This window comes from Bradyrhizobium sp. INPA03-11B, assembly GCF_040446015.1.
Taxonomy (GTDB): Bacteria; Pseudomonadota; Alphaproteobacteria; order Rhizobiales; family Xanthobacteraceae; genus Bradyrhizobium; species Bradyrhizobium macuxiense_A.
This window is the reverse complement of record NZ_JASGSR010000016.1, coordinates 18,307-30,994: the sequence shown is the minus strand read 5'-3', so window position 1 is coordinate 30,994 and position 12,688 is coordinate 18,307. Positions and strand designations below refer to the sequence as shown.

Here is a 12,688-nt window from a genome sequence, read left to right as displayed (position 1 = left end):
GGTCACGTCCGGCCGCTACGCCCTGTCCGCCGCCTGCGGACGTTGCCGGAACTGATTGGCCGTCCGTGTCGCCGAGGCCGCCTGCGGGCGGTGCAGCCGGCGCAGCGAGCCGCGGCCGAGATAGCCGAGGAAGCGCGCCCAGCGCTGGGCCTGCCAGTAGGGTCCGCTGCCGATCGACACCTCACGGAAGCTGAAGGCCTTGGCGTTCGACCAGGCGTCGCATTCGGTCTTGACCGGATCGTCGTAGTACGCGGTGATCTTCTCCTCGCCCATGCCGTCGGTCGCAAGCCAGGCCGGGATGTGGACGTTGCAGAGCTGGGACACGTCGGTGAACACCTTGTCGGTCCCGGTGCCGGTGACCGGGCAGGTGCTGGCGAAGGCGTCGCCGACCAGGACGACGCCGGCCTGCCGATAGCCGGTGCTGACATAGACGTCGGCGGGCCGGACCTTGATGTCGCCGGCGACCCCGAATTCGCCGGTGAGCCGGCGCAGCCGCGGCAGCGCGGCGTTCAGCGTCTCGACCGGATTGCGCCGCATCGTCCGTAGCCAGGGATCGTCGGCCTGGCGGTAGGTGAAGAGGTTGGCGCGCATCCGGTTTCCGATCGGAAACAGCGTGATGTAGGGGATGAGGTCGCTCGGCCGCTCCGAGAAGTAGGTCATGGCCGCGAACGGGAAGGCGGGGCGGCCGACGGGGACGAAATCGAAGCCGAGCGAGATCGAGTGGCAGTGGCTGGTGACCAGCCGCTCGATGCCGAGCATCCGGCGCAGCCCGACATTCAGGCCGTTGGCGAGCACCACGAGGCGGGCCGAGATCTCGTCGCCGCTGGAAAGCACGACCTTCTGCCGTTCGGAACTGGTCGCGACGTCGACGACCTTGTCGCAGATGAATTCCGCCGGCCTCACGATTTCGTCCCGAATCGCGGTGATCAGCGCGTCGTACATGATGCCGTACTGCCGGCTCGGCTGCCGGTCGAGCAGATGGCCGAATCGCGCGATCCAGTTCTCGCCGTCCAGCGTCGCCGAGCGGAGCACGGATTCGGCAAGGCCGGTCCGGGCGAATCGCTCGAGCTGGAGGTCGCCGCCGATCTTTTCGACGCGGAAATCGAAGGGATAGACCCGGTGCGGGTCGATCAGCACCGTCGGTATCCCGGCACGGCCGAGCATGGCGGCGGCGATCGAGCCCGCAAGACCTCCGCCGATGATCGCGATGTCGGTGTACCGCATGAGAGATTCCGTTGCCGTAGATCGCGATTTTTGCGCTGCGAATGGCAAATAAAGGCTTAGTTTCGAAATTTGCCTTCAGGTCTAAGCTGGGGAGAATTGTTTCTAATTATGTTTTATCCGGGTGAAATATGAGCCCGCCGCCGTGCCAGAGATTCGGATTGGGGCGAGGGGAGGCGTGGACGCTGTCATATTTCGCCGCCCGGCGGGCGCCGGCGAAATGTGAAATCCGCAAGTGGCAGAGGCGTTTCTTTGCTTGTCGTTTTGCTTGACTTCACTATCTCTCGATTATACAAGGCGCCCACTTAACGACAGGCGGTGAGCTACGCCAGCGTCGGAACGGAACACCCGAAGGCCCTTTTTCAGGAGCCGGACGGGCACCAACCTCGACGAATGCCGCTCAAACGCTGTCGATGATAGCTAGGCAATGCCAGGACGATTTTGGTTCTCTTGAGCACGTCCTCTTGAGAGTAAATTCGGATGCATGACCTCGGTGGCGGACCGGACAGCGAACGCTGAACGGTTCGGGATCGCGGTCCTCTGTGGCGTCGATGCGCTTTCCGCTCAGCGATGAGTGGTTGGCGCGATTTCGCTTTGCGCGGATGTTTGTTCTGCGTCGAGCGGGCCGTGCGGGGCGGCTAGTCCCGAGAAGAAATTTGCGGAGCCATTCAAGGTTTTCGCGCGAACTAAAGGGTGAAGGCTGCATGCCGACGATCAACCAGCTGATCGCAAAACCGCGAGAAGTGCAGAAGTCGCGTAAGAAGGTGCCGGCGCTGCAGCAGTCGCCGCAGAAGCGCGGCGTGTGCACGCGCGTCTACACCACGACCCCGAAGAAGCCGAACTCGGCGCTTCGTAAGGTCGCCAAGGTGCGCCTGACCAACGGCTTCGAGGTGATCGGCTACATCCCGGGTGAAGGCCATAACCTTCAGGAGCACTCGGTGGTCATGATCCGCGGCGGCCGCGTCAAGGACTTGCCCGGCGTGCGCTACCACATCCTCCGCGGCGTGCTGGATACCCAGGGCGTCAAGAACCGTAAGCAGCGTCGTTCGAAGTACGGCGCGAAGCGTCCGAAGTAAGCGGGAAACGATCAGATGTCGCGTCGCCATTCTGCCGAGAAGCGTGAAGTTCTTCCGGATCCGAAGTTCGGGAACATCATCATTACGAAGTTCATGAACTCGGTGATGTACGCCGGGAAGAAGTCGGTTGCCGAAAACATCGTCTACGGTGCTCTCGGCATGATCGAGGCCAAGACCAAGCAGCCCCCGCTCGGCGTGTTCGAGCAGGCGCTCGAGAACGTGATGCCGACCATCGAGGTCCGTTCCCGCCGCGTCGGCGGCGCGACCTACCAGGTGCCGGTGGAAGTCCGCTCGGTGCGCCGTCAGGCGCTCGGCATCCGCTGGCTGATCTCGGCCGCCCGTGAGCGCAACGAGAAGACCATGACGGAGCGTCTCTCGGCCGAGTTGCTCGACGCCTCGAACAATCGCGGCAACGCCGTCAAGAAGCGTGAAGACGTGCATCGGATGGCGGAAGCCAACCGCGCCTTCTCGCACTATCGCTGGTAAGGCGATCAACGGAATTTAAGGAACAGTCTCATGCCCCGCCAACATGCCATCGAGGACTACCGCAACTTCGGTATCATGGCGCATATCGACGCCGGCAAGACCACGACCACCGAGCGCATCCTGTATTACACCGGCAAGAGCCACAAGATCGGCGAAGTGCACGAAGGTGCCGCGACGATGGACTGGATGGAGCAGGAGCAGGAGCGTGGCATCACGATCACTTCGGCTGCGACCACCGCGTTCTGGAACGGCAAGCGCCTGAACATCATCGACACCCCGGGCCACGTCGACTTCACCATTGAAGTCGAGCGTTCGCTGCGCGTGCTCGACGGCGCCGTTTGCGTTCTCGACTCCAACCAGGGTGTCGAGCCGCAGACCGAGACCGTCTGGCGCCAGGGCGACAAGTACAAGGTTCCGCGCATCGTCTTCGCCAACAAGATGGACAAGACCGGCGCCGACTTCTTCAAGTGCCTGTCCGACATCGTCGACCGCCTCGGCGCCAAGCCGATCGCGATCCAGCTTCCGATCGGTGCCGAGAACAACTTCAAGGGTCTCGTCGACCTCGTGAAGATGAAGGGCGTCGTCTGGAACGATGAATCGCTCGGCGCCAAGTTCGACTATGTCGACATCCCGGAAGATCTGGTCGAGCAGGCCAAGGAATATCGCGAGAAGATGGTGGAAGCCGCCGTCGAGCTCGACGACGAAGCTTTGGCTGCGTTCCTCGACGGCAAGGAGCCGGACGAGGCGACCCTGAAGCGCCTGATCCGCAAGGCTGTGCTGACCGGTGCGTTCTATCCGGTGCTGTGCGGCTCGGCGTTCAAGAACAAGGGCGTGCAGCCGCTGCTCGACGCCGTCGTCGACTACCTGCCGTCGCCGATCGACGTGCCCGCGATCAAGGGCACCGATGAGGACGGCAACGAAGTCGTGCGCAAGGCGGACGACAAGGAGCCGCTGGCGCTGCTCGCGTTCAAGATCATGGACGACCCGTTCGTCGGTACCATCACGTTCTGCCGCATTTACTCGGGCATTCTGGCCTCGGGCACCGGCGTGGTGAACTCGACCCGCGAGAAGAAAGAGCGTATCGGCCGCATGCTGCTGATGCATGCGAACAACCGCGAAGACATCAAGGAAGCCTATGCCGGCGACATCGTCGCGCTGGCGGGCCTGAAGGAAGCGCGCACCGGTGACACGCTATGCGATCCCGACAAGCCGGTGATCCTCGAGAAGATGGAATTCCCGGAGCCGGTGATCGAAATCGCGATCGAGCCGAAGTCGAAGGCCGACCAGGAAAAGCTCGGCGTCGCACTGGCGAAGCTCGCGGCGGAGGATCCGTCGTTCCGCGTGTCGACCGATCAGGAGTCCGGCCAGACCATTCTCAAGGGCATGGGCGAACTGCATCTCGACATCAAGGTCGACATCCTCAAGCGCACCTACAAGGTCGACGCCAACATCGGCGCGCCGCAGGTGGCGTTCCGTGAGCGCGTGACCAAGAAGGCCGAAGTCAAGTACACGCACAAGAAGCAGACCGGCGGTACCGGTCAGTTCGCCGAAGTGTCGATCGTCGTCGAGCCGAACGAGCCCGGCAAGGGCTATGAGTTCGAATCGAAGATCGTCGGCGGTGCGGTGCCGAAGGAATACATCCCTGGTGTCGAAAAGGGCCTCAACAGCGTGATGGGCTCGGGTGTCGTCGCCGGCTTCCCGGTGGTGGACGTCAAGGTTCAGCTGGTCGACGGCAAGTATCACGACGTCGACTCCTCGGCGCTGGCGTTCGAAATCGCGTCGCGGGCTGCGTTCCGCGAGGCGCTGACGAAGGGCAAGTCCGTTCTGCTCGAGCCGATCATGAAGGTCGAGGTGGTGACCCCGGAAGACTACACCGGTTCGGTCATCGGCGACCTGAATTCCCGGCGCGGCCAGATCCAGGGCCAAGACATGCGCGGCAACGCCAACGTCATCAACGCGATGGTGCCGCTCATGAACATGTTCGGTTACGTGAACAACCTGCGCTCGATGAGCCAGGGTCGCGCGACCTTCACCATGCAGTTCGATCACTACGCCGAAGCTCCGGCGAACGTGTCGGCTGAAGTCCAGAAGAAGTTTGCCTGATTGTCGTTGATGGCAGTCAACGATTGAACGGAGAGTCAAATGGCCAAAGCTAAATTCGAACGTAACAAGCCCCACTGCAACATCGGCACCATCGGTCACGTCGACCATGGCAAGACCTCGCTGACCGCAGCGATCACCAAGGTGCTCGCAGAAACCGGCGGCGCGACGTTCACCGCCTACGACCAGATCGACAAGGCGCCGGAAGAGAAGGCGCGCGGCATCACGATCTCGACCGCTCACGTCGAGTACGAGACGACCAACCGCCACTATGCTCACGTCGACTGCCCCGGCCACGCCGACTACGTGAAGAACATGATCACCGGCGCCGCGCAGATGGACGGCGCGATCCTGGTCGTGTCGGCTGCCGACGGCCCGATGCCGCAGACCCGCGAGCACATCCTGCTCGCCCGCCAGGTCGGCGTGCCCGCGCTTGTCGTGTTCCTCAACAAGTGCGACATGGTCGACGATCCGGAACTGCTCGAGCTCGTCGAGATGGAAGTTCGCGAACTGCTCTCGAAGTACGAGTTCCCGGGCGATGACATTCCGATCATCAAGGGCTCGGCGCTCGCCGCCCTCGAAGACAAGGACAAGAAGCTCGGCCACGACGCCATCCTCGAGCTGATGCGCAATGTCGACGAGTACATCCCGCAGCCGGAGCGTCCGATCGACCAGCCGTTCCTGATGCCGGTTGAAGACGTGTTCTCGATCTCGGGCCGCGGCACCGTCGTCACCGGCCGTGTCGAGCGCGGCGTGATCAAGGTCGGCGAGGAAATCGAAATCGTCGGTATCCGCGACACCCAGAAGACCATCGTCACCGGCGTCGAAATGTTCCGCAAGCTGCTCGATCAGGGCCAGGCCGGCGACAACATCGGTGCGCTGCTCCGCGGCACCAAGCGCGAGGAAGTCGAGCGTGGCCAGGTGCTGTGCAAGCCCGGTTCGGTCAAGCCGCACACCAAGTTCAAGGCTGAGGCTTACATCCTCACCAAGGAAGAGGGCGGTCGTCACACCCCGTTCTTCACCAACTACCGTCCGCAGTTCTACTTCCGCACCACCGACGTGACCGGTGTCGTGCATCTGCCGGAAGGCACCGAGATGGTGATGCCGGGCGACAACATCGCGATGGAAGTGCACCTGATCGTGCCGATCGCGATGGAAGAGAAGCTGCGCTTCGCGATCCGCGAAGGCGGCCGCACCGTCGGCGCCGGCGTCGTCGCCGCCATCATCGAGTAAGTACGCGAATAGGGAATGGCGAGTAGCGGGTGGGTCACCATTCGCTATTCGCTACTCGCCACTCACTAAAGAAAGAATACGGCAATGAACGGCCAAAATATTCGCATCCGTCTCAAGGCGTTCGACCATCGAATCCTCGATACGTCGACCCGCGAGATCGTGAACACGGCGAAGCGCACCGGTGCGCAGGTTCGCGGACCGATTCCGCTGCCGACCCGCATCGAGAAGTTCACCGTCAACCGTTCGCCGCACGTTGACAAGAAGAGCCGCGAGCAATTCGAGATGCGCACTCACAAGCGCCTCCTCGACATTGTCGACCCGACCCCGCAGACCGTCGATGCGCTGATGAAGCTCGACCTGGCCGCCGGTGTCGACGTCGAGATCAAGCTCTAAGGTTTTGGATTTTTACGTCCGCCTCTTGCGGACAGAAAGACAGGAAGCACGCCGATGCGCTCCGGAGTGATCGCACAAAAGGTCGGGATGACGCGGGTCTTTACGGAGACCGGCGAGCATATCCCTGTGACCGTGCTGAAGTTGGGCAACTGCCAGGTGCTGGGCCACCGCACGACCGAGAAGAACGGCTATGTCGCTCTGCAGCTCGGCTCGGGCGCCCGCAAGACGGTGTACATGCCCAAGGCCGAACGCGGCCAGTTCGCAGTCGCCAAGGTCGAGCCGAAGCGCAAGGTCGCCGAGTTTCGCGTGTCCGAGGATGCGCTGATCCCGGTCGGCGCGGAAATCCAGGCGGACCATTTCGTGGTCGGCCAGTTCGTCGACGTGACCGGCACCTCGATCGGTAAGGGCTTCGCCGGCGGCATGAAGCGCTGGAATTTCGGCGGTCTGCGCGCCACCCACGGTGTGTCGATCTCGCACCGCTCGATCGGTTCGACCGGTGGCCGTCAGGACCCCGGCAAGACCTGGAAGAACAAGAAGATGCCCGGCCACATGGGCGTCGACCGCATCACCACGCTGAATCTGCGCGTGGTGCAGACCGACGTCGAGCGCGGCCTGATCCTCGTCGAAGGCGCCGTTCCCGGCTCCAAGGGCGGCTGGATCTCGGTGCGCGACGCGGTCAAGAAGCCGCTGCCGAAGGAAGCCCCGAAGCCCGGCAAGTTCAAGGTTGCCGGCGGCGAAGCTGCCGAGGCTGCCGCTGAGAAGGAGGGCGCGTGAGATGGAACTGAAAGTCACGACCCTTGAAGGCAAGGACGCCGGATCCGTCGAGCTCTCGGATGCGATCTTCGGTCTCGAGCCCCGCGCCGACATCATTCAGCGCTGCGTGCAGTGGCAGCTGAACAAGCGTCAGGCCGGGACCCACAAGGCCCAGGGCCGCGCCGACGTCTGGCGCACCGGCAAGAAGATGTACAAGCAGAAGGGCACCGGCGGCGCCCGTCACGGCTCGGCCCGCGTGCCGCAGTTCCGCGGCGGTGGCCGTGCGTTCGGTCCGGTGGTTCGCTCCCATGCGACCGACCTGCCGAAGAAGGTGCGTGCGCTCGCGCTGAAGCATGCGCTGTCGGCCAAGGCCAAGGACGGCGGGCTGATCGTGATCGACAATGCTCAGCTCGAGGCTGCCAAGACCAAGGCGCTGCTCGGTCACTTCTCCGGCCTCGGGCTCACCAACGCGCTGATCATCGACGGCGCCGAGCTGAACGCCGGTTTCGCGACCGCGGCCCGCAACATTCCGAACATCGACGTGCTGCCGATCCAGGGCATCAACGTCTACGACATTCTCCGCCGCCAGAAGCTGGTGCTGACCAAGGCTGCGGTTGATGCGCTGGAGGCGCGCTTCAAATGAAGAACATCGATCCGCGCCACTACGACGTCATCATCTCGCCGGTCGTGACGGAAAAGGCGACGCTCGCCTCCGAGCACAACAAGGTGCTGTTCAAGGTCGCCGGCAAGGCGACCAAGCCGCAGATCAAGGAAGCGGTCGAGAAGCTGTTCGACGTCAAGGTGAAGAGCGTCAACACGCTCGTTCGCAAGGGCAAGACCAAGGTGTTCCGCGGCAATCTCGGCTCGCAGTCGGACACCAAGCGCGCGATCGTGACCCTGGAAGAGGGCCACCGCATCGACGTGACTACCGGACTATAAGGCGCAACGACGATGGCATTGAAAACCTACAATCCCACGACGCCGGGCCAGCGCCAGCTGGTCATGGTCGATCGTTCGGCGCTCTACAAGGGCAAGCCGGTGAAGACCCTGACCGAGGGCAAGCTCGGCAATGGCGGTCGCAACAACACCGGTCGCATCACCGTGCGTTTCCGCGGCGGCGGCCACAAGAAGGCCTACCGCACCGTCGACTTCCGCCGCGACAAGGTGGACATGCCGGCGGTCGTGGAGCGGCTGGAGTATGACCCGAACCGCACCGCGTTCATCGCGCTGATCAAGTATCAGGACGGCGAGCTCGCCTACATCCTGGCGCCGCAGCGCCTCGCCGCGGGCGACACCGTCGTCGCCGGCAACTATGTCGACGTCAAGCCGGGCAACGTCATGCCGCTCGGTAACATGCCGGTCGGCACGATCGTGCACAACATCGAGCTGAAGATCGGCAAGGGCGGCCAGCTGGCGCGTTCCGCCGGCACCTACGCCCAGATCGTCGGCCGCGACCAGGACTACGTGATCGTCCGCCTGAACTCGGGCGAGCAGCGTCTCGTGCACGGCCGTTGCCGCGGCACGATCGGCGCGGTCTCCAACCCGGACCACATGAACATCTCGATCGGCAAGGCCGGTCGTACCCGCTGGCTCGGCTGGCGTCCGCATAACCGCGGCGTCGTCATGAACCCGATCGACCATCCGCACGGCGGTGGTGAAGGTCGTACCTCGGGCGGTCGTCACCCGGTCACTCCGTGGGGCAAGCCGACCAAGGGCAAGAAGACCCGCACCAACAAGTCGACCAACAAATTCATTCTCCTCAGCCGCCACAAGCGGAAGAAGTAAGGAACGCCGGACATGGTTCGTTCAGTCTGGAAAGGCCCGTTCGTCGAGGGTTCTCTGCTCAAGAAGGCAGATGCCGCCCGCGCGTCCGGCCGTCACGACGTCATCAAGATCTGGAGCCGCCGCTCCACCATCCTGCCGCAGTTCGTCGGCCTGACCTTCGGTGTCTACAACGGCCAGAAGCATGTGCCGGTGGCGATCAACGAGGAAATGGTGGGTCACAAGTTCGGCGAGTTCTCGCCGACCCGGACCTTCCACGGCCACTCGGGCGACAAGAAAGCCAAGAAGGCTTGAGGAATAGACGATGAGCAAACCAAAGCGCGAACGTAGCCTCGCGGACAATGAGGCCAAGGCCGTCGCCCGCATGCTGCGCGTCAGCCCGCAGAAGCTGAACCTGGTGGCGCAGCTGATCCGCGGCCGCAAGGCGTCCGCTGCGCTCGCCGACCTGCAGTTCTCGCGCAAGCGGATCGCGGTCGACGTCAAGAAGTGCCTGGAATCGGCGATCGCCAACGCCGAGAACAACCATGACCTCGAGGTCGACGATCTGATCGTCGCCGAGGCGCATGTCGGCAACGGCATCGTGATGAAGCGTTTTGCTCCGCGCGGCCGTGGCCGTTCGGGCCGTGTGTTCAAACCGTTCTCGCACCTGACCATCGTGGTTCGTCAGGTCGAGGCCGAGGCAAGCGCTTAAGAAGGGCGCAGGAGAAGACGATGGGTCAAAAGATCAATCCAATCGGGCTGCGTCTCGGCATCAACCGGACCTGGGACTCCCGTTGGTTCGCCGGCAAGCAGGAATACGGCAAGCTCCTGCACGAAGACGTCAAGATCCGCGAGATCCTGCACAAGGAGCTCAAGCAGGCGGCCGTCGCCCGCATCGTGATCGAGCGTCCGCACAAGAAGTGCCGCGTGACGATCCATTCGGCCCGTCCGGGCGTCGTGATCGGCAAGAAGGGCGCCGACATCGACAAGCTGCGCAAGAAGGTCGCCGACATCACCTCGTCGGACGTCGTGATCAACATCGTCGAAATCCGCAAGCCGGAGCTCGACGCGACCCTGGTCGCTGAATCGATCGCCCAGCAGCTCGAGCGCCGCGTTGCGTTCCGCCGCGCCATGAAGCGCGCCGTGCAGTCGGCGATGCGTCTCGGCGCCGAGGGCATCCGCATCAACTGCTCGGGCCGTCTCGGCGGCGCCGAAATCGCGCGCATGGAGTGGTACCGCGAAGGTCGCGTGCCGCTGCACACGCTGCGCGCCGACGTCGACTACGGCGTTGCCACCGCGTTCACGACCTTCGGCACCTGCGGCGTCAAGGTCTGGATCTTCAAGGGCGAGATCCTCGAGCACGATCCGATGGCCCAGGACAAGAAGATGGCCGAGGGCGACAGCACGCCGCGTTCGCGCCGCGACGCCGCTTGAGGCAAAGCAGGAATTTGAGGGCTTAAAGCCATGATGCAACCTAAGAAAACGAAGTTCCGGAAGGCGCATAAGGGCCGTATCCACGGCGTTGCGACCTCTGGCGCGACGTTGGCGTTTGGCCAGTTCGGCCTGAAGGCGATGGAGCCTGAGCGCGTCACCGCCCGTCAGATCGAAGCCGCCCGCCGCGCGCTGACCCGTCACATGAAGCGCGCCGGCCGCGTCTGGATCCGCGTGTTCCCGGACGTGCCGGTGTCGAAGAAGCCCGCCGAAGTCCGCATGGGCTCCGGCAAGGGCGCGCCTGAATTGTGGGTGGTCCGGATCAAGCCGGGCCGCGTGATGTTCGAGATCGACGGCGTGCCGGTGCAGACCGCGAAGGAAGCGCTGTCGCTCGCCGCCGCCAAGCTGCCGATCAAGACGCGCTTCGTTGCGCGCATTGCGGAGTAATCGCCATGGCCGAGATGAAAGTTGAAGACATTCGCGCGATGAGCGACGACCAGCGGGAAGACGCGGTCCTGAACCTGAAGAAGGAACGCTTCAACCTGCGTTTCCAGCGCGCCACCGGGCAGCTGGAGAACACCTCGCGGATGCGGGAAGCCCGCCGCGACATCGCTCGTATCAAGACCATCGCCGCGCAGCTGCGCGCGAAGAAGAAGTAAGGGGCAAGCCTATGCCGAAACGTACTCTGCAGGGCGTGGTCGTCAGCGACAAGCAAGCCAAGACCATCGTGGTGCGCGTCGATCGCCGCTTCACCCACCCGATCTACAAGAAGACGATCCGCCGTTCCAAGAACTACCACGCGCACGACGAGAACAACCAGTTCAAGCCGGGCGACATGGTCTGGATCGAGGAATCGAAGCCGATCTCGAAGCTGAAGCGCTGGACCGTGGTCCGGGGCGAACACAAGAAAACGGCCTGATATCTTCGGCCTGGCCGAAGTCATTCAGGGAAATTTTGAGCGCGCTAAAGCGCAGAAAGAGGACGAGGTGCATCAATGATTCAGATGCAGACCAACCTCGACGTGGCCGATAATTCAGGCGCACGCCGTGTCATGTGCATCAAGGTTCTTGGAGGTTCCAAGCGCCGCTATGCCACCGTGGGCGACGTTATCGTTGTGTCGATCAAGGAAGCCATTCCGCGTGGCAAGGTGAAGAAGGGCGACGTGATGAAGGCCGTCGTGGTCCGGGTCCGCAAGGACATCCGCCGCGCCGACGGTTCGGTCATCCGTTTCGACCGCAACGCCGCCGTGCTGATCAACAATCAGTCCGAGCCGGTCGGCACCCGTATTTTCGGGCCGGTGCCGCGCGAGCTGCGCGCCAAGAACCACATGAAGATCATTTCGCTCGCGCCGGAGGTGCTGTGATGGCTGCCAAGATCCGCAAGGGCGACAAGGTGATGGTGCTCACCGGCCGCGACAAGGGTCGCACCGGCGAGGTGTTCGAGGTGCGTCCGGACGAGAACAAGGCTCTCGTTCGCGGCATCAACATGGTGAAGCGTCACCAGAAGCAGACCCAGACCCAGGAAGGCGGCATCATCTCCAAGGAGATGCCGATCGACCTTTCCAACATTGCGTATGTCGGCAAGGACGGAAAGCCGACCCGCATCGGGTTCAAGATTCAGGCCGATGGCAAGAAGGTTCGTGTTGCCAAGAGCTCGGGAGCAGAGATCGATGGCTGATACAGCTTACATTCCGCGTCTGCGCACGGAATACGACAAGAAGATCCGCGGCATGATGACCGAGAAGTTCGGTTATGCCAACGTGATGCAGGTGCCGCGCCTCGACAAGGTCGTGCTCAACATGGGCGTGGGCGATTCCGTCAACGACCGCAAGAAGGCCGAGACCGCCGCCGCCGAGCTGACCCAGATCGCCGGCCAGAAGGCGATCGTGACCTATTCGCGGATCGCGATCGCGACCTTCAAGCTGCGTGAGAACCAGCCGATCGGCTGCAAGGTCACGCTGCGCAAGACCCATATGTACGAGTTCATCGACCGCCTGGTGAACGTGGCGCTGCCCCGCGTCCGCGACTTCCGCGGCCTGAACCCGAAGAGCTTCGACGGCCGCGGCAACTATTCGCTCGGCATCAAGGAGCACATCATTTTCCCCGAGATCGACTTCGACAAGGTCTCGGAAGCGCGTGGCATGGACATCACGGTCTGCACCACCGCAAAGACCGACGACGAGGCGCGCGCCTTGTTGACCGCTTTCAATTTCCCGTTCCGGCAGTGAGTAGCTG

Annotated in this window: 19 protein-coding genes; 18 read left to right on the top strand and 1 reads right to left on the bottom strand. The window is 63.1% G+C overall.

Going from position 1 to position 12,688, the window contains the following annotated elements; genetic code table 11:
• Nucleotides 1-15 precede the first annotated feature (15 nt).
• Nucleotides 16-1,224 (bottom strand): NAD(P)/FAD-dependent oxidoreductase, encoded by a 1,209-nt coding sequence (locus QMZ05_RS09140; RefSeq protein WP_353700465.1) that lies wholly within the window; start codon nucleotides 1,222-1,224, stop codon nucleotides 16-18.
• A 701-nt stretch (nucleotides 1,225-1,925) separates the two neighbouring features.
• Here QMZ05_RS09140 and rpsL point away from each other — a divergent pair.
• From rpsL to rplE, 18 genes are all read left to right on the top strand, one after another.
• Nucleotides 1,926-2,297, top strand: a complete 372-nt coding sequence (gene rpsL, locus QMZ05_RS09135; protein WP_028168167.1) for a 30S ribosomal protein S12 — start codon at nucleotides 1,926-1,928, stop codon at nucleotides 2,295-2,297.
• A 15-nt stretch (nucleotides 2,298-2,312) separates the two neighbouring features.
• Entirely contained in the window at nucleotides 2,313-2,783 is a 471-nt protein-coding gene (gene rpsG, locus QMZ05_RS09130; RefSeq protein ID WP_021081660.1) for a 30S ribosomal protein S7, read from the top strand.
• A gap of 30 nt (nucleotides 2,784-2,813) precedes the next feature.
• Nucleotides 2,814-4,886, top strand: coding sequence for an elongation factor G (gene fusA / locus QMZ05_RS09125; protein WP_353700464.1), 2,073 nt, complete (start codon nucleotides 2,814-2,816; stop codon nucleotides 4,884-4,886).
• A gap of 39 nt (nucleotides 4,887-4,925) precedes the next feature.
• Nucleotides 4,926-6,116, top strand: a complete 1,191-nt coding sequence (gene tuf, locus QMZ05_RS09120) for an elongation factor Tu (protein ID WP_146991522.1) — start codon at nucleotides 4,926-4,928, stop codon at nucleotides 6,114-6,116.
• Nucleotides 6,117-6,200: 84 nt separating this feature from the next.
• Complete coding sequence (gene rpsJ, locus QMZ05_RS09115; protein ID WP_002712302.1) at nucleotides 6,201-6,509, top strand: 30S ribosomal protein S10; 309 nt, start codon at nucleotides 6,201-6,203, stop codon at nucleotides 6,507-6,509.
• 54 nt (nucleotides 6,510-6,563) lie between these two features.
• Complete coding sequence (rplC, locus tag QMZ05_RS09110; RefSeq protein WP_279706650.1) at nucleotides 6,564-7,283, top strand: 50S ribosomal protein L3; 720 nt, start codon at nucleotides 6,564-6,566, stop codon at nucleotides 7,281-7,283.
• Between the two features lies 1 nt (nucleotide 7,284).
• Complete coding sequence (rplD, locus tag QMZ05_RS09105; protein ID WP_050420396.1) at nucleotides 7,285-7,905, top strand: 50S ribosomal protein L4; 621 nt, start codon at nucleotides 7,285-7,287, stop codon at nucleotides 7,903-7,905.
• Nucleotides 7,902-8,201 (top strand): 50S ribosomal protein L23, encoded by a 300-nt coding sequence (locus tag QMZ05_RS09100; protein WP_016843746.1) that lies wholly within the window; start codon nucleotides 7,902-7,904, stop codon nucleotides 8,199-8,201. The genes rplD and QMZ05_RS09100 overlap by 4 nt, the downstream gene beginning before the upstream one ends.
• A 12-nt stretch (nucleotides 8,202-8,213) precedes the next feature.
• Nucleotides 8,214-9,047 (top strand): 50S ribosomal protein L2, encoded by an 834-nt coding sequence (gene rplB / locus QMZ05_RS09095; protein ID WP_021081655.1) that lies wholly within the window; start codon nucleotides 8,214-8,216, stop codon nucleotides 9,045-9,047.
• Between the two features lie 12 nt (nucleotides 9,048-9,059).
• The gene (gene rpsS / locus QMZ05_RS09090) at nucleotides 9,060-9,338 is read left to right on the top strand and encodes a 30S ribosomal protein S19 (RefSeq protein ID WP_018272137.1); all 279 of its coding nucleotides are present in this window, start codon (nucleotides 9,060-9,062) and stop codon (nucleotides 9,336-9,338) included.
• A 10-nt stretch (nucleotides 9,339-9,348) separates the two neighbouring features.
• Nucleotides 9,349-9,735 carry a 50S ribosomal protein L22 gene (gene rplV, locus QMZ05_RS09085; protein ID WP_050420397.1) on the top strand — a complete coding sequence of 129 codons (387 nt, stop codon included), beginning with the start codon at nucleotides 9,349-9,351 and terminating at the stop codon, nucleotides 9,733-9,735.
• Between the two features lie 20 nt (nucleotides 9,736-9,755).
• Entirely contained in the window at nucleotides 9,756-10,457 is a 702-nt protein-coding gene (rpsC, locus tag QMZ05_RS09080; protein WP_097675076.1) for a 30S ribosomal protein S3, read from the top strand.
• A 30-nt stretch (nucleotides 10,458-10,487) separates the two neighbouring features.
• Nucleotides 10,488-10,901, top strand: coding sequence for a 50S ribosomal protein L16 (rplP, locus tag QMZ05_RS09075; RefSeq protein ID WP_016843752.1), 414 nt, complete (start codon nucleotides 10,488-10,490; stop codon nucleotides 10,899-10,901).
• A gap of 5 nt (nucleotides 10,902-10,906) precedes the next feature.
• A complete protein-coding gene (gene rpmC / locus QMZ05_RS09070; protein WP_021081654.1) occupies nucleotides 10,907-11,113 on the top strand; it encodes a 50S ribosomal protein L29 in 207 nt (68 codons plus the stop codon).
• An 11-nt stretch (nucleotides 11,114-11,124) separates the two neighbouring features.
• On the top strand, nucleotides 11,125-11,373 hold the full coding sequence (gene rpsQ / locus QMZ05_RS09065; RefSeq protein ID WP_016843754.1) for a 30S ribosomal protein S17: 249 nt from the start codon (nucleotides 11,125-11,127) through the stop codon (nucleotides 11,371-11,373).
• 75 nt (nucleotides 11,374-11,448) lie between these two features.
• Nucleotides 11,449-11,817, top strand: coding sequence for a 50S ribosomal protein L14 (gene rplN / locus QMZ05_RS09060; protein ID WP_011473865.1), 369 nt, complete (start codon nucleotides 11,449-11,451; stop codon nucleotides 11,815-11,817).
• On the top strand, nucleotides 11,817-12,131 hold the full coding sequence (gene rplX, locus QMZ05_RS09055) for a 50S ribosomal protein L24 (RefSeq protein WP_016843755.1): 315 nt from the start codon (nucleotides 11,817-11,819) through the stop codon (nucleotides 12,129-12,131). The genes rplN and rplX overlap by 1 nt, the downstream gene beginning before the upstream one ends.
• Nucleotides 12,124-12,681 carry a 50S ribosomal protein L5 gene (gene rplE / locus QMZ05_RS09050; RefSeq protein ID WP_029878722.1) on the top strand — a complete coding sequence of 186 codons (558 nt, stop codon included), beginning with the start codon at nucleotides 12,124-12,126 and terminating at the stop codon, nucleotides 12,679-12,681. Before rplX ends, rplE begins: the two co-directional genes overlap by 8 nt.
• Nucleotides 12,682-12,688: the final 7 nt, after the last annotated feature.